The sequence below is a fragment of the Aeoliella mucimassa genome (genome assembly GCF_007748035.1).
GTDB classification, from domain to species: domain Bacteria; phylum Planctomycetota; class Planctomycetia; order Pirellulales; family Lacipirellulaceae; genus Aeoliella; species Aeoliella mucimassa.
The window spans coordinates 1,644,795-1,660,545 of record NZ_CP036278.1 but is presented as its reverse complement, the minus strand read 5'-3'; the positions used below and the strand labels follow the sequence as shown (position 1 = coordinate 1,660,545).

The following is a 15,751-nucleotide window of genomic DNA, read 5'->3' as shown; positions in this document are numbered from 1 at the left end:
CGCCGTCTTCTGCTACGTTCGCTGCGCTCACTCCGCAGAAGACGGCTCGGTTATTGATACCAACCTTTCTGCAAGATACAAGGAGGGCTCTCCGAGCCCGATTTCGGTTGCGTGGGCGTTCGCTGCTGCGCGCTTTGGTAACGCGGGTGGTGGGGCTGCCTCGCTGGAAGCTCTATTGGCTGTGGGCTTTAGGCTGTAAGCGGTAGGCTAGATCTTTCAGTCGATGGAAGCTCCTTCAAGATGACATTCCGCATTCTGCATTACTAAATCCCACTTTTCCTGCCCCCTGAATCCTGAATCCTGAATCCTCTCCAGAATAGTTTCCCATGGGTGGGAATCTATTTTGGGCAACTATCGTGGAGGTGTTGATGCAACTTGTTACCTGCCAACGACTTGCGATTGATTCCCACTGCAAAAATAGATTCCCACTCGATGCGTTTTGGGAAATGGGAATCTACTCGAGAGTGAAAACCACTGGTTTTATAGAGTGCGTGCCGATTCAATTTTCCCATCGTTGGGTAAATTGGGAATCTATTTTCTGTGTCGTGGGAATCTATTTGGGGGCGGTGGGAATCTATCTCGGAGTCGCCATCCTGCCCCTGGGGAGCAGACTACTCGCTGGGCCAATCCACGTGGTAATTGTGGCATTCCGTGCAGCGGTCGCTTACTGCGCCCGAGCGGTGGCACGCCGCGCACGTGGCCTTATTGATGGCGGCGAACTCGCTGGTGAACGCCTGCGGGTTGTAGCCGGAGTAGCTTCCTTCGGTGCTGGCGTTCGGGTCGAGTGCATGGCAAGCCGTGCAATCGCGGAGCTCCCTCGGCAGCAAGTGCGGGGCGTGCGAGAACCGCGTGAAGCCGCGCGGGTCGCCGCGGCGGTCGTGCGATTTCCAATGAATCTGCAGCCCTGTGGAGAGGTCGCTGGAGTCGATGCTATGACACACCGTGCAGCGACCCAATGCGCCGGGGCCGGTGAACTCGGCGAGCAGCGACTCGCGGAGCGGTTGGTCGCGGATCGACACGATCGCTTCGAGCCAGGCCTTGAGCAGCGGGTCGGCGTGCCCGGTCGGTTGGTAGCGGATCGACAGGCCGACGTTGTCGACCCACCAGGTGCCGGAGCGGGGTGTGGGAGCCTCGGCCGGGGAGTCGTCGCCGGACCAGGCGAGTCGCGCGGCGGCAACCAGTTCGGCGGTGAGCCCTTGTACTTCCGCCGACTCGGACGAATCGGGTGATTGCAGTAGATCGATTCGCCGCTGGATGGCCATCGCCAGGTTGGCCGCGGCGGTGAGTTGCTCGGGATCGTCGATGTCGACGTCGTAGAAGTCGGCATCGGGTCCCAGCACGGCAAACGCCTGCTGGGCGGCCGGATCGTCGGCCAGCAGCAGCTTGAGCACTGCCGGCAGCTTGCCATCGAAGTCGCCAGTCGCACGGGCCGGCCAGTCAGCAAGGTCGTGCCCCGCCTCGGCGAGCAACTCGGTATCGAGCATCGGCAGCGCGACCGCAGTCACGCCGCTGGCCGAGCTGGTAGCGATGTCGCTGTTGTGACACTCCGCACAGGAAGCGTCGTAACCAAGCGTCATTTGCACCACGCCGGATGCATCCTCCACATGGCACTGCTGGCAAGTGAACTCATGCTGCTTCTCGACGAAGTGCTTGCCTTGGTGCGTGGAGTGATTGAAAGCAATGCGAGTGCGTCGCTGATAAGGCCAGCGGGTGAACTCAGGATGGTCGCTGTCGAAGCGATGATAATGCTGCGTGTGACACGCCTGGCAGCGATCGTCGGCCATGGCAGCCAGGTCGTGGTCGGCGCCGTGGTGCTCCTGGTGACAAACCGAGCAGGCCAGCTCCGCAGGCGGGTGACCATGATGAGCTTCGCGGACCGGATCGGCCAGGCTGCTCAGGTAGTCGGCCGGCACGTTGTGCGGCCAGAGCGCCCGCTCGGCGTCGATCGTCTTGTCGTGACACGCCAGACACTTGGTGGGTTGCACCGGCCCGAGCTTGGCACCGACTACCGCGGTGAACCAGCTACCGACCTGGTGCTCGGCCGCGGCATGGCAACTCGTGCAACGGGTTTCCCACGCCTGACCTTGCAGCACTTGCGAGTGTTGCGAACAGAGCGGCCCTGGAGCGAGCCATTCGTTGCGGGCGCTGCCGCCGAGCATCATCAGTACGACACCAGTAGCAAACACCATGGCCGCACGAACAATCACTCCCCGCTTGGCACGCAAACTACGAGTAGGTTGGCACTTTTTCGCACGACAGCAATGTCCCTGGTCGGCAGGACCCTCCTCGCACGGACCGCCGCGGGTCGCGGGGCGGTCGCACTGCCAGTGGCCATCGATCTCCACCGGCTTGCACTCAGCGAGCGCTGGGCAGATGCCTTTTTCACTAGGACCAAACGCACACGGATCGCCCTCGGCCAGGCGGCCGCAAACCCACGGTTGGTGCGGGCGATCGTACCCCACCATGTTCGACTTCGGCAGTTTCTCCCTCATAGCACGTCCCCCCGATGCGACAGCGCCAGCACGCCGTGCAGCGTCGCCAACACTATCAGCACGTAGGTCAACGCGATATGCAAGAACAACCACAGCTTCACCCAGCGCTGCTGCATCTCCTGGAAGTCGAGGTCGTCCTTCTCGCGTACCATGGCGAACAACTGCTCGCAGGCATCGCGTTCGGGCACCGAGAGATAGCGGTCGAGCTGTTTCATGTCGTACAGCAGACGCTTGCGACGCGTGCTCGACGGCTTTAGGTAGTAGCCAAACGGGCGTGGGCGGGCGAAGAAGTCGAACAGCCGCCCGGCGTAGAAATCGGCCAGCGTCGTCGCGCCGGAGTCGGCGACCGACTGCATGACCATCTCTCGCGAGCGAACCGCCAACGCCCGGCGCAGGATCGGCACCCGCTCGTAGACCACCTGGTCGCGGACCCGGTTGAGCATCTGCGGCGTGCGGCGCGTCATGATCAATCCGAGGATGCCGCTAACTGTGGTCATCGAAAACGATGTGGCCAGCATGCACTCGAACCACCCGTTCGGCAGTCGCCAGCCGATGTGCATCACAAACAATCCAGCAGTGACCAGACCGACATAGATGTGCAGCTGCAACCAGGTCGAGGCATTCCCGAGCGGCAACGTCGGCAACTTTTTGCGGACGTTGAACGCGGCCAAGAAGGCGACCAGACCATACAGCACGTAACCCGACATGTACGACCGGCGGCCGAGGCCTTGGTCGATCCACTGCAACCAATACCCCAGCCCGACCACTACCAGAAAGGCGATGGCAAGCGAACGAAGGCGGCGACGGGCGAATGGTTTCATACGAGCGATTCAGGTAACAGTCAGCAAACAATGGGTAGTCAAACGGCCAAGCAGCAATGCGTCGGTGGAGGAGGCTTTAACGATTCGTCCGGCTCAACGGTTCATCCACTTGGCCACCTGGTTCAAGTCGGCCATATCCAAACGCACCAAAGCGTCGTGCGAGCAAGCCCGCACGCAGGCAGGGCCTCCCAGTCCGTCGCTGCACAAGTCGCACTTCGTCGCTTTCACGATCGGCAGTTCCTGCATCGAATCGACCACCAGATGCCCAAGTTGATCGCGCACTTCCACCATCTGGATGTTCGTATAAGGGCAACTGTTCGCACAGGTCGCACATCCCACGCAGGTCGAGTCGTTAATCCGCACGGTGCCAGTTTCGATATCGCGATGAATCGCCCCGGTTGGGCAGCCGATCATGCATACCGGGTCGGTGCAGTGCATGCAGGCGCTTGCGAACTGGTAGCGCCCGAAGCGAGGACCTTCGCGAACAAACCGCGGATTCCCATCGTGGGTGGTCGCACAAGCACGTACGCAGTCGTCGCAGCGGGTGCAGCGATCGAGATCGATCACCATGGCTTGGGTGCCGTTAACCAAGCGTTGGTCGACCATGAAGTCCACCAACGGAGTCGGCGCGGCCTGCTCGTCGTCGGCCACCAGGCGGTCGAGATTCACCTCGGGCATCGCCCGCGTCGAGGCGGCCTGCAACTCGGTACGACGGGCGTCGCTCAGGTGTGGCAGCACCGCACTGCGAACCACTTCGATCGGAATCTCCAGCAAGTCGACATGCCCCACGGCCCGCAACGAGTGCTCGTGTCGAATGGGGTGTTCGTCGACATCCACCAGCAACTCCCCTGCCCCGAGCACTTGGCCTTTGCCGAGGTAAGCGAGCGTGCGGTGCCCTGCTCCGAACTTGCGACTCATCCGCACAAAGCCCGACCGCACCAGCCTCAGGCTTTCGACCACCGAGCCTTCCTCGGCTATCAACGGTTCGCGAGCGATCTGTTCGAGCGGCGACATCGCTTCGCTCTTGGCAAAGTCGATGTTCCAATCGAAGCTACCATACGAGGCAAACTCGGTCGCCGCGGCGACTTCGTCGAGCGCTGCGGCTGGCAAATCGGCCAGCAGCGGTGTTTCGCGAAGATGCACTCGCAAGCTGTTGGTGCGATACAGGTGATCGATATGCTGCTGCACGGCCGGTGCGCGACGCATGATGTCGCGCAAGCCTTGCCAGCGGATCTCGAGCACCACGGCCGTGGTCTCGGCAAACACGCTGGCCGTGCGAGGCGAACGGGCCAAAGCGGCCAGCTCGCCGAAGAACTCACCCGGCTCGAGCTTGGCCGTGCGATTACCATCGAGCACCCGCGGCACGTCCTGCAGAAACACGTGGGCGAGTTCCCCCTCGCCGCGCAGGCCGAGGTCGTCGTCGAGGCCCACGGCAACCGGCCGCTCGCGAATCTCTGGCACCTGCTGCGAAGCAAACACCTGAGCAATCGCCCGCAGCCAGCTCTTACGAGGTTGCGGGGCGCGAGCCGTGGTGGCCGCTGCCAGACTTTCGAGGGCCACGTGCAACGTGCCATGGAGCAACATGAACGCACTGCTGCCGTAGTCGCCTTCGCGAATCACCAAATCGCCCGACTGGAACTCGACGATGCGGGCGTCGTTTTTCAGGATACCGTTGAGCGGCAGCGACTTCGGAAATCGACTCGCGTCGATACTGCGAAACGGCTCGACACCAAGCAGTCGCTCGACATCGCGTTGGCTCATCATCTCGCTGAAAGGAACATCCCAGCGAGCAGGTCGGGCAAAGGTGGTTTCGGCAGTCGACATACGAAAGGGAGTGACTCTGGTTGGTTGGCAAGTCGGAAAGTCGGGAGCGCTGGGTTAGTTCTTGTACTGATTCGCCGCTGGCAACAAGCGATCGATCGCCTGCAGCGTACTACCATCGACCGTGGCAAACTCGTAAGCGGCCTCGGCCACCTGATCAGCGGCTGCGAGCATCGCCTGCTGGTTGTCGAGCGTCAGCTGCAGCGTGGCCACCGCGTCGAGCGCCTTGCCGAGCAGCGGATGGTCGATGCGACGCTGCACTTCCCACAGACGCGACTTCGCTCGCGCGGCCCGGCCGGCAGACGCCTGCCCGTACGTAGCCATCTCGGTGGCTTTCGCGGTGGCTCGCAAACTAGCTTCGAGGTCGGCCATCTGCCCCACGACATACATCACTCGCAATCGCTCGGGAGAACTGACTGCGTTCGTCGCTCCCCCGGAACGCACAAAGTTGTGACGCACCAGGCCTTGCGACCAGGCAACGAGTTCAAACTGATCGGTGCCGGCCTTGTGCCCGCCGACGTTCACCAGCTTCTCGTCGGGCACAGTATGGCAACTCAGGCACTGGCGGGCGACAAGATAAAGGTTCTCGGGATTGTTCATGCCAGCGGCAATACTCGCTTCCAGGCGTTGCTCGCGATGCGCGGCAGTTTCCATTTCGCGGGTGACGTTCGGCCCCCCATAGTCCGCGTGCAGATCCAGCCAGTTTTTCGCTCCCCCATGGCACGACTCGCAACTTACGCCGGCAACCACTCGTTCGCGATTGCCAACCACCTGACGCGTATAGTGACAGGTCACGCAGGTATCGTTGCGTTTGATGGATCGCAGCCCCATTTTATCAGCAATCTGTTTGGCCTCGGGCGTGCGGTGCAATGCGTCGAACGTGCGATAGTGCGGCGTCTGCATCCATTGCTTCATGGCCGCTTCGTGACACTTGATGCAGGTTTCGTGCCCGACCACGGTTGCCGGATCGCACTGCTGTGGCGAGTACCCAGGCACCGGCTGGTTATCGGCGGCCATGAGCGCACTCATGCCGATGCCGACTAGCACCAACAACATGACAACCAAGGCTCCCGAACTTTTACCGATCATGCACTACCCCTTACAAATCCAAGACCAATGGCGACTTCGGCACGCTGATGCAAGCCAGGCAGTACCCCTCGGGCGCCTGGGCCCCCGGTTGCTTGACCGTTGCAATGTCGCCCTCGAGCACACGAGCGGCACACATCCCGCAGTTGCCGGACCGGCACCCCGAGTCGATGGCCACGCCGAGTTCCTCGATCAACTCCAACAACGATTCGCAATGATTGTCCCAATCGACTTCGTGATGACTGTTGGCCAACACCACTCTCGTCGGAGGCCCTGCGGCAACCGTCGCTGGCTCGGCAGTGTCGCTCGGCTTACGGATACTGGCCGGCCCAAATGCTTCGTACAAAACTCGATCGGCCGGAACTCCGGCGGCCAGCAGGCCTTCGACCATCGTCTCCATCAAGCCGCCGGGACCACACAAGTAGTAGTCGAATGTTCCAGTCGGCACGATCCGGCGAACCAAATCGACCGTGATCCGGCCTTGCTCATGATAGTCGTCTGGCTGCGTGTCGTCTGGCAACGGTTGCGAGTAGAGTACGAACTGATGAACATTCGGGTGTTCCCGTACGATCTCTTCAATCTGATCGCGCAGCGGATGCTCGTTGCTATTGCGAACCCCATAGAACAAGTAGACTTCGCGATCATCGCCTGCTTCGGCGAGCGATGCCAGCATGCTGACAATCGGCGTGACTCCGATGCCTCCGGCGATGAGCACCAACGGATGCCGACGGCGCGGGTCGAGGAAGAAACCACCCCGCGGGGCACTCACCGACAGCCGGTCGCCCACTTGCATGGCGTGCAGTCGACTGCTTCCGCGGCCGGGGGGAAGCTGCGGCCGATCCGCGGGCGGGCTGCACAGCTTCACGGTAAGTCGATAGTACTCTTCACGCGGTCGGTCGGAGAGCGAGTAGCACCGCACCAGCGGCTTCTCGCCAGCCGACGTCGCAAGGTGACACGTAAGAAACTGCCCCGGCTCGAAGCTCGGCAACGGAGCCCCTTCGGGATCGGTGAAGTAAAACGATTTAACGCCGAACGCCTCGTCGACAATCGCCGAGATGCGCAGCTCGCGCTGCCCGGTCCAACCAAGGTAGTCCTGCTTATCGGCGCGAGACGCTCGTGCGGTAATGGCCACCGCTTCGAGAAACGCCTGCTTGTCGTCGGCGAACTGCTGCTGCCGGCGGCGCATCCGCATCCAACCACTCAGCGCAAGACTTGCCACCTGGCCAGTTGCCAGCAAGCAGAGAGCGCATCCGGTGATATACAAAAGCGGGCTAATTGGCCTCGTCCTTCCTTGTCATGGGGCCAAACACCACGGGCGAGGCGTACCAGCAGTGCGCGCAGCGGTCCCGTGAACGCGGCGATTATTCCGCAAATGCTGGCAAGTGTCCAGAACAGTCGCCGCGGCGGTGATAGCACGGTTATAGCGGTTGTTCGGCGAGTGCGTTTCGCCTTGATTCGTGCGGTACAAAGCCCACCCGGGCGATGCGACCTATCATTGTGCAACCCCTGCACTAGCCCCCGTTGCGCCATGATCGACCTGACTGTTTACAACCCGCGCCAGCACCAGCAGTACTCCGTTGCTCAGCTGGCATCGATCGCCCGCGACGAGTCGGGCCGCTGGCACTCGCTAAACGCGACCCAAGCGCCGACACACGCCGACACGTTTACCTTGATCCCCCACCGCCCGTCGGCCGAGGTGGCGGTGGAGTGCGACGGAGTCGATTGGCTCGAAACCTTCGCTGCGGTGCCGCGCGGCACCCGGCTCGAACTGGTCGATCACCTGCACTTGCTGGTCGACGATACCCATATTGAAATTGCCGATCGCGAATTGGAGTCGACCGACGGTCGGCCGCTGATCGCCCTGGCGGCCCGCGAGCATCGCTCGAACCGCAACTCGCAGCAGGGAGGTCCGGCATCGGCTACCCTTGGTCGGTGGTTCGAGGCCCTCGGCGCCCTGCATCGCTGGTCGGCGAATCGGGCGGAGTTCTTCGACGACGCGGCTCGGTTCGTGGTTGATCCCGTGGGACTCGATGGGGCGATGGTGCTTCGCAAGGATGGCGACACCTGGCACATCGTTGCCAGCCATTTGCCTCACCCTGAGTTCGGTGTGTCGTTTCACTCGCTGCTCGTCGAGCAGGTAGCTAGCGCTGGCCACACGATGTTCCACACCGGGCATGGCGCTGGCACTTCGCTGGTGCTGGCCCCCATCCATGACGATCAGCATCAGGTCACCGGCATGGTGTACGGGTACCGCGCGACGCACGACCAGAATGGCCGCCGCGGCATCCGCTACATGGAGGCCCAACTCGTCGAGCTGCTGGCCCAATCCGTGGGAGCCGGCCTGCAACGCCTGGCCATGGAAGCCGAAGCGGCCCGCGCCCGAGTGACCTACGAGCATGCGTTCGCCCCGGCGATTGCCGCCCAGGTGGAACTCGATACCGCCACGCTGGCGGGACGCGAGCAGGAAGTGACCGTGCTATTTGCCGACCTGCGTGGATTCGCCGCGCTGTGCCAGCAGCTCTCGACTCCCGATACGTACGTGCTATTGAACGAAGTGATGGACGCGCTGACCACGGCCGTAATGCAGCATGGAGGGACACTCATCGACTACTACGGCGACGGCCTGGCGGCCATGTGGAACGCCCCGCTCGAGCAATCGCATCATCCGCTGCTGGCCTGCCAGGCGGCGCTCGACATGCAGCAAGCTTTGCCGGCCGTGTCGGAGCGATGGCAACAGGTGCTAACCGCCCCGTTGCAGCTCGGCATCGGCCTGCACACCGGCACTGCCCAAGTGGGCAACATCGGTAGCTCGGTGCGACTGAAGTACGGCCCGCGCGGGGCAACGGTGAACTTAGCCAGCCGGCTGGAGCAAGCCACCAAGCTGCTCGGCTCGCCGGTGGTCGCGACTCGCGAAGTGGTGCAGCGGCTCGCAGGGCAATTGCTCGACTATCGACTCTGCCAGGCGGAGCTGCCGGGCATCGAATCGTCGATCGACGTGTTTGCCATCAGTCCGCCGACGAGCGATCAGCGGGTGCTCGACGCAATCTCGCACTATGAAGACGCTTTGACGCAATTCGAAGCGGGCGATCTCGATCGGGCGAAGGAACTCTTGCAGGACCTGCCCGACCTGGCGAACCTGCCTCGGCAGTTCTTGATCGATCAGGTCGACAACGAACACCACCGCCGACTCGGCCGGCGAGCTGGAGACGATCGCGACACGAAAACGCGGTCGACCATCCTGCTAAGCATGAAGTAGACGACTACCGACGCATCGCTCGCGGCAGCGCCGCTGCGACTTCGTCCGCCTGCTCGGTGCCGAGCCACGACAACACGGTGGCCACATCGCCCAGCGGAGCGCACTTCGTGGGACTGCCGAACAGCACTTGCTCTTCAGCGCCGAGCATGATTGCCCGCATCGAGTTGCCACGGTCGATACCGCCAGCGAACTCGAGGGCGCGATTGTTCAAGCGAAACCAGGTACCAAGCCGTTGGAACTCAAGCGTCTGGTCATCGGCCACTTGCCCGCCGAGCTGCGAGTCGTCGTACAGAAACTGCATGAGCCGCGCCAGGCTGCCGGGCATCGAGCCGCTGCCGGCTTCGATGAGCCCCTCGGCCGATTCGATGCGGCGGTCGCGCCAGGTAAGCTTCAATTGGTCGATCGACGCGGTCGCCTGCAGCGGAATCTGCATGGCGGTCGCCAGCGACACTTGGTCGAGCGAGCCTTCCATCAGGCCGGTCACTCCATCCGCGGTGTGCGTGATGGTCACCTTGCCGGCGAACTGCGACTCGAGACCTCCATCCACGACCACGGCGCCGAGTTCGGCGATCCATCGCGTCGGCAAACTAGCCCCGGCGGTGTCGAGCACCATCCGCGTCGCCGGCGGGGTGATCTGACGGTTGCGATCGACTTCGAGCCGCACTCCGCTGTCGCCAAGTTGGAAGCTCCAGTTACGGCTAGCGGTCGACTCGTCGTGCGGCATCGTCGTCAGCTTAGCGACCAAACAACCCTCACCCAGCAGCTCGCTAGCACCAGCGGGTGCCGCCCCGAGCCAGGCGAGGTCGGTCATCTCGATCACAACCTGCTTCGGCCAATCGACGGAGAGTGTCCGCTCGACCAGCGCCGAGACGAGTGCTAGCTCCTCAGCGGCCAGCTTCACACCGGACAGCTCTACCTGAGGAACCTCACCGCGATGATCAAGCGTCGCCACATCGGCCGTCAGCACTACTGCGTTGGTTTCGACGTTCCGCAGCTCAAAGCCGCTCGCCCGATAGACCTCGGGCATCGGCGTGGTCACTCGCGCTGCGACCACTCGCATGTCGAGAGCGTGCTCCAGCTCGCTGAGGCGTGCGGAGGTCGTAGTTGGCCATCGCTCGTAGGTGGTCCAGGCCAGCACTGCTAGCGTTGGCAGGATACAACCGAGCAAAAAAATCGAGCGGCAGAATCGTCGTTGGTGCGTCTGATGCATAGAAGAGCGAGTGGAGGTCGGCCGCCGCGGCAGCAGAGACTTCGCCCTGAACGCCGGGATTCTTACCTCTCTTGAGCCATTTTTTGGAAGAGTTCGTATCGAGCCTGCATTTCGGACAGACTGTCCCCTCCAAACTTATCGACCAAGGCCGCGGCGATCTCGAATGCAACCACGTTTTCCACGATCACGCTAGCAGCCGACACCGCACAAACGTCGCTACGTTCGTAGCTAGCAGCGTCGGGCTCCTTGGTCTCGAGATTCACCGACGCTAGCGGCTTGGCCAACGTGCTGATCGGTTTCTTCGCCGCCCGCACAATCAGCGGCATGCCGTTGGTCATGCCCCCTTCGAGCCCACCCGCGTTGTTCGACGGGCGGATGTATCCCAGGTGTGGCTTGTCGGCTTGCGATGCGTCGTAGTGAATGGGATCGTGCACCTGCGAGCCAGGCAGCCGGGCGGCTTCGAAGCCCATGCCGATCTCGACACCTTTGATCGCTTGCACGGCCATTACCGCTTGGGCGAGTCGGCCGTCGAGCTTGCGATCCCACTGCGCGTGGGTGCCGAGCCCGAATGGTAGCCCGTCCACGCGTACTTCCATCACCCCGCCGAGTGTGTCGCCCGCTTTGCGGGCCTGGTCGATCATCTGCTTGATGTCGGCATCGCGGTCGGGGTTCAGCGAGTAGATCTCGCTTTGGTCGCGGGCGGTGCGAAGCGTTTGGTAGTCGCCTTCGATCGGCTCGATTCGCTCACCACCAAGCTCGACCACGTAGCCGAGGGCGGTGATGCCGAACGGTGCGAGCAACTGCTTGGCCAGCGCACCCGCGGCAACGCGAACTGCGGTCTCGCGGGCGCTCGAGCGTTCGAGGATGCCGCGAATCGAGCCAAGGTACTTCAGCGAGCCAGTGAGGTCGGCGTGGCCCGGGCGAGGGCGTGGCAGGTCGTCGAGTCGTTCGAGCTTGTAATCGCGGTTCGGCACTTCGAGCAGAATGGGGCTGCCGAGCGTGGTGCTCCGCCAGATGCCGGTGCGGATCAGCACCTTGTCGGTCTCGATCCGCTGCCGCCCGCCACGACCATACCCCCCTTGCCGCCGCCGTAGCTCTTCGTCAATCGGCGCGGTATCCAGCTCGACTCCGGCGGGAAAACCATCCACCAGGGCAGCCAGGGTTTGTCCGTGCGATTCGCCAGCAGTCCAGTAACGTAGCATGAGAAGGATGGGGGGTATCGGGGGAAACAGGATGGAGGAATCCAGTATTATAATCGGAACTGGCCTTCGGCGACACGTAGCTTGCGGGGATTCGCCAGGCGAGAGAAAAGTAGTACGATTCGCCGAGAACTGCTTGGCTACCGCGAAAAACAGCTATGAACGAAGAGAATCCCTACGCCGCACCGCAGGCCGACTTGGACTCGGTGGATTACGAGCCCGAAGGCGACGGGGAGGTCGTGCGCCATGGCAAAACGCTGATGCTGTGGGAGGATAGCCATCCGCCCCACCGATGCGTCGCCTGCAACCGCCCCGCAGCGGAAAAGTTTGTCGTTCGCACGATGCGTCGCAAAACTGCATGGCTATCCACTTTGCTGCTCGTCGCGTTTGTCTTCGGCATGCTCATGCTAGGCATGGTACTGATAGAAGACCTTCTCGATTTCAGTCGGCTAGCAGCCGCCTGCTTTCACACTGGGGTGATGTTATCGGGGCTCCTAATGGCTTCGATACTTAGCAGGCTTGTTCGCCCAAGAGACCAGATTGGTTTTGAGTTCCACATATGCTCGCTTCACAAGCGACTCCGTCGATTCTGGCTCGGCAGCAGTTGGGCGATTGGAGCTATCTTTTTCAGTATGCCAGTGGTGAGAGAACTATGGCCCGATGAGGAATACTCCATATTCTTTATGCTCGGCATTTACTTTATTTTCATTCCAGTCCAGTTGGTGCTGTGGAAAATTGGAGTAGCAGTGGGAGCCCAACCCAATCAGTTTTCCCCTTACGTATTCAAAGGGTTCGGAAAGAAATTTCTGGAGAGCTTCCCCGATGCGGATGAGACTCCCGCTGGTTCCGACGAGACGTAGCTCATGCAAGCCGCCCTCAAATGCCCCCATCACTTCCACGCGAACTCGCTTCCAGTGATTCGCTCGAATGCTTCGATGTACTTCGCGCGGGTTTTGTCGACGATGTCAACAGGAAGCTGAGGAGGTTCGCTGTTGCGGTCCCAGTCGCTGGCGAGCAACCAGTCGCGAACAAACTGCTTGTCGAACGATGGTTGCGGTCCGCCAGGGTGGTATTGATCCGCGGGCCAGAAACGCGAGCTGTCGGGCGTCATTACTTCGTCGATGAGAATGACTTTGCCCTCGAAGATGCCGAACTCGAACTTCGTGTCCGCGAACAACAGCCCTACCGATTCGGCGTGCTTTGAGCCTTGCTCGAACAGTTCGATGCTCCGCGCACGGAGTTCGTCGGCCAGGTCCTGTCCGATGGTGCTCGCCATCTGGGCGAAGGTGATGTTCTCGTCGTGCTCCCCCATCTCGGCTTTGGTCGCTGGGGTGAAGATCGGTTCGGGTAGCCGGTCGCTCTCCACGAGTCCGCTTGGCAGCTCCACTCCGCAGACCGCGCCCGACTGTTGGTACTCTTTCCATCCCGAGCCCGACAGGTAGCCGCGCACCACGCATTCCATCGGCACTACTTCGGCCTTCCGCGTGAGCATGGTCCGCCCGCGGAGCGGCTCGGGGTCGATCTCAGCCGGCAGCGGCATCTCGTCGACGTTGGTCGTGATCAGATGATGCGGTGTGTCCAGCTGCGAAAACCAGTACTCGCTCACGCCGGTGAGCACCCGGCCTTTGTCGGGAATTCCGGTCGGCAGCACCCAATCGAAGGCACTAATGCGGTCGGTGGCCACGAGCAGTAAATGTTCGCCTAAATCGTAAACGTCGCGAACTTTACCATGCCGTACAGGCAGATTGGGCAGATTTGTTTGCGTAAAAGCGGCCATAGGAACCTCCTTGGTGGTCGTGCGGCGGGTCGCAAGCCGAGTATAATGTTACGCCTTAAGAAAACAGAGTGCTTGCCCCCTCGGCGGGCGGTGAATTAAACTAAAATATTCCGCACTTCCTGACGATCCAGCCCCTCTACGTCCCCCCTCGCGATCCCACCCCTGCGAGCGTGGCACGCACTAACCCTGAAAGCCCTGCACCCCATGGGACTGATGCGACTGTTTGTACACGACAAGGGCCGGCTCGAAGGGCTCGACCCGTCCCGTGTGCACATGGTGGGGTTCGACGGGCTGCCATGGTACGGAAGCGTTTTCATCTCCGAAAATCAGCTGGTCATTCAACGCAACGAGAAAGACTCGGGCACGGTTAGCGTTCCCTGGCATGTTCGCGAATGGGGCGAGATGCTGCTTTCGACGGCCACGCTAATGGAACGCGACAAACCGTACTTCCTGGAAGTCGAACTCGCCCGCGGCGTCGTGCATCGCTTGCGGAACCAACTCGAAGCCTGGCGGCAACTCGGATTAGTGGTGCCGCCGGAACTGGAGCAGAAAGTACTTTCCGCAACCCGGCACTTCTCGCGAGCCGCGTCGGGTCAGCAAATCCCCGCTACGGCCAGCAACGAAGCGAACGAGGCGATCGAGCTGGCTGTGTCAGCCGGTCATGACCTGGCAGGCACGTACGCCAGTCAGGTGCTTGCGCTGCGGACTCGCAACGGTCCACTTACAACGCTATTGGGGGTCGACCTTAGCGGCGAATTGCCTCCGCAGGATTTGCGACACTCGATCGTCGATACGTTCAATCTGGTAAGCCTGCCGATGGCCTGGCGCGATATCGAGATGAGCGAAGGTCGGCGGGAGTGGGATGCCACCGACAACGAACTGCGATGGGCTCAGAAGCATGGCCTGAAGGTGGTCGGCGGCCCGCTGCTTGAGTTCGACGAGCGACGCGTGCCCGACTGGACCTACCTGTGGGAAGGCGACTACGACACGCTGTCGACCTTCATGCTCGAGCATGTTCGCCACACCGTGCGGCGCTACCGCGGCAAGGTGCACCTGTGGCACGTTGCCGCCCGCATGAATCGCCCGCAGGTGCTTTCGCTTGGCGATGAAGACCGCCTGCAGATCGTCGCTTCGGCCATTCACACGATTCGCGAACTCGATCCGCGAACCCCGGTCGTGGCGAGCTTCGATCAACCGTGGGCCGAGTACATGGCGAACCAGCCGATCGAACTAGCCCCGATGCACTACGCGGACGCGTTGGTGCGAGCCGACCTGGGACTCTCAGGCTTGGGGCTCGAGCTGAATATCGGCCAGCAACCGCTGGCCACCGCCCCGCGCACAGCGATTGCCTTCAGCCAGCTGATGGATCAGTGGAGCATGTTCGAACTGCCGCTGTTTTTGATGCTCACGGTCGACACCCGTGTGTCGCGCAACGCCCCCGCTACGCCCAGCGAAACGGCAAGCCGGGCGAAATGGGTAGAGTATTATCTGCCTCCGCTACTGGCGAAGAACAGCGTGCAAGTAGTACTCTGGAATCAACTCTCCGACCGCAACGCCGAGTTCCCCGGCGCAGGGTTATTCGATGAGTCGCATCAGCCGAAGGCGGTGCTTAATGCACTCGCAGAGCTTCGTAAGCGTTATCTTGCTTAACCTCGACACTCTCAGGATCGAGATGTGGCTTCGGCGGCAAGTCGCCTGGGGCATGCTCGTCGCCAAACACGGCGTTGGCTACGGTCGAATGGGTGCAGAGATGCGATTTGATTCGCGACTCAGTGCACTGCTTCGACAGTCGCTCGGCACATTTCTTGTTCAGACCGCAAACTCGTAGGGCCCCATCGTGTGCTTCGAGGTCCTCACGAAACTTATCGAGTTGCTCGATGAGTTCGGGAGTCAGTTCGTCGAATTCATTGCTGAACTCCAGCACCACACGATAGGTGAAGTGTTTCGACACCACGCTCCACAAATCCGCCGCCAGATTCTTAGCGCCCTTGCGATCGCTCGGTTCCAATCGCAAGAAGAGCCAGTTGGGTCCGCGGTTCACGTCGAGAGTGAAACCACTTTTGAATTGAATCATGGCAAGTCGCTCCGT

Annotated in this window: 12 protein-coding genes; 3 read left to right on the top strand and 9 right to left on the bottom strand. The window is 61.6% G+C overall.

What is annotated here, in order from left to right; all coding sequences use genetic code 11:
• Positions 1-611: 611 nt before the first annotated feature.
• From Pan181_RS06640 to Pan181_RS06620, 5 genes are all read right to left on the bottom strand, one after another.
• Entirely contained in the window at positions 612-2,492 is a 1,881-nt protein-coding gene (locus Pan181_RS06640; protein ID WP_145246081.1) for a hypothetical protein, read from the bottom strand.
• Positions 2,489-3,313 carry a hypothetical protein gene (locus tag Pan181_RS06635; protein ID WP_145246080.1) on the bottom strand — a complete coding sequence of 275 codons (825 nt, stop codon included), beginning with the start codon at positions 3,311-3,313 and terminating at the stop codon, positions 2,489-2,491. Before Pan181_RS06635 ends, Pan181_RS06640 begins: the two co-directional genes overlap by 4 nt.
• Positions 3,314-3,406: 93 nt before the next feature.
• Positions 3,407-5,137 (bottom strand): cyclic nucleotide-binding domain-containing protein, encoded by a 1,731-nt coding sequence (locus Pan181_RS06630; RefSeq protein ID WP_145246079.1) that lies wholly within the window; start codon positions 5,135-5,137, stop codon positions 3,407-3,409.
• A gap of 54 nt (positions 5,138-5,191) precedes the next feature.
• Positions 5,192-6,223: a cytochrome c family protein gene (locus Pan181_RS06625; RefSeq protein ID WP_231943772.1), complete on the bottom strand. Its 1,032-nt coding sequence runs from the start codon at positions 6,221-6,223 to the stop codon at positions 5,192-5,194.
• 10 nt (positions 6,224-6,233) lie between these two features.
• Positions 6,234-7,439, bottom strand: coding sequence for a 2Fe-2S iron-sulfur cluster-binding protein (locus Pan181_RS06620; protein WP_145246078.1), 1,206 nt, complete (start codon positions 7,437-7,439; stop codon positions 6,234-6,236).
• Between the two features lie 309 nt (positions 7,440-7,748).
• Between Pan181_RS06620 and Pan181_RS06615 the strand changes: the two genes are divergently transcribed.
• Complete coding sequence (locus tag Pan181_RS06615) at positions 7,749-9,476, top strand: adenylate/guanylate cyclase domain-containing protein (RefSeq protein WP_197528986.1); 1,728 nt, start codon at positions 7,749-7,751, stop codon at positions 9,474-9,476.
• A 4-nt stretch (positions 9,477-9,480) separates the two neighbouring features.
• On the opposite strand, the gene Pan181_RS06610 is transcribed toward Pan181_RS06615, so the two are convergent.
• Positions 9,481-10,686, bottom strand: coding sequence for a hypothetical protein (locus tag Pan181_RS06610; protein WP_145246076.1), 1,206 nt, complete (start codon positions 10,684-10,686; stop codon positions 9,481-9,483).
• 62 nt (positions 10,687-10,748) lie between these two features.
• Complete coding sequence (gene aroC / locus Pan181_RS06605) at positions 10,749-11,888, bottom strand: chorismate synthase (RefSeq protein WP_145246075.1); 1,140 nt, start codon at positions 11,886-11,888, stop codon at positions 10,749-10,751.
• 155 nt (positions 11,889-12,043) lie between these two features.
• On the opposite strand from aroC, the gene Pan181_RS06600 reads away from it, so the two are divergent.
• Positions 12,044-12,745: a hypothetical protein gene (locus tag Pan181_RS06600; protein ID WP_145246074.1), complete on the top strand. Its 702-nt coding sequence runs from the start codon at positions 12,044-12,046 to the stop codon at positions 12,743-12,745.
• Positions 12,746-12,774: 29 nt separating this feature from the next.
• Here the strand turns inward: Pan181_RS06600 and Pan181_RS06595 are convergent, their stop codons facing one another.
• Positions 12,775-13,662, bottom strand: coding sequence for a phosphoribosylaminoimidazolesuccinocarboxamide synthase (locus Pan181_RS06595; RefSeq protein WP_145246073.1), 888 nt, complete (start codon positions 13,660-13,662; stop codon positions 12,775-12,777).
• Between the two features lie 213 nt (positions 13,663-13,875).
• Here Pan181_RS06595 and Pan181_RS06590 point away from each other — a divergent pair, with 213 nt between their 5' ends.
• Positions 13,876-15,312, top strand: coding sequence for an endo-1,4-beta-xylanase (locus Pan181_RS06590; protein WP_197528985.1), 1,437 nt, complete (start codon positions 13,876-13,878; stop codon positions 15,310-15,312).
• Here Pan181_RS06590 and Pan181_RS06585 read toward each other — a convergent pair.
• Positions 15,272-15,736 carry a hypothetical protein gene (locus Pan181_RS06585; protein ID WP_145246071.1) on the bottom strand — a complete coding sequence of 155 codons (465 nt, stop codon included), beginning with the start codon at positions 15,734-15,736 and terminating at the stop codon, positions 15,272-15,274. The genes Pan181_RS06590 and Pan181_RS06585 overlap by 41 nt on opposite strands.
• Positions 15,737-15,751 lie beyond the last annotated feature (15 nt).

Coding starts and splice junctions, on each gene's coding strand:
- Pan181_RS06635 (WP_145246080.1), bottom strand. CDS start 3,313: ATGAAACCATTCGCCCGTCGCCGCCTTCGTTCGCTTGCCATCGCCTTT.
- aroC (WP_145246075.1), bottom strand. CDS start 11,888: ATGCTACGTTACTGGACTGCTGGCGAATCGCACGGACAAACCCTGGCT.
- Pan181_RS06590 (WP_197528985.1), top strand. CDS start 13,876: ATGCGACTGTTTGTACACGACAAGGGCCGGCTCGAAGGGCTCGACCCG.
- Pan181_RS06615 (WP_197528986.1), top strand. CDS start 7,749: ATGATCGACCTGACTGTTTACAACCCGCGCCAGCACCAGCAGTACTCC.
- Pan181_RS06585 (WP_145246071.1), bottom strand. CDS start 15,736: ATGATTCAATTCAAAAGTGGTTTCACTCTCGACGTGAACCGCGGACCC.
- Pan181_RS06625 (WP_231943772.1), bottom strand. CDS start 6,223: ATGATCGGTAAAAGTTCGGGAGCCTTGGTTGTCATGTTGTTGGTGCTA.
- Pan181_RS06640 (WP_145246081.1), bottom strand. CDS start 2,492: ATGAGGGAGAAACTGCCGAAGTCGAACATGGTGGGGTACGATCGCCCG.
- Pan181_RS06630 (WP_145246079.1), bottom strand. CDS start 5,137: ATGTCGACTGCCGAAACCACCTTTGCCCGACCTGCTCGCTGGGATGTT.
- Pan181_RS06610 (WP_145246076.1), bottom strand. CDS start 10,686: ATGCATCAGACGCACCAACGACGATTCTGCCGCTCGATTTTTTTGCTC.
- Pan181_RS06595 (WP_145246073.1), bottom strand. CDS start 13,662: ATGGCCGCTTTTACGCAAACAAATCTGCCCAATCTGCCTGTACGGCAT.
- Pan181_RS06600 (WP_145246074.1), top strand. CDS start 12,044: ATGAACGAAGAGAATCCCTACGCCGCACCGCAGGCCGACTTGGACTCG.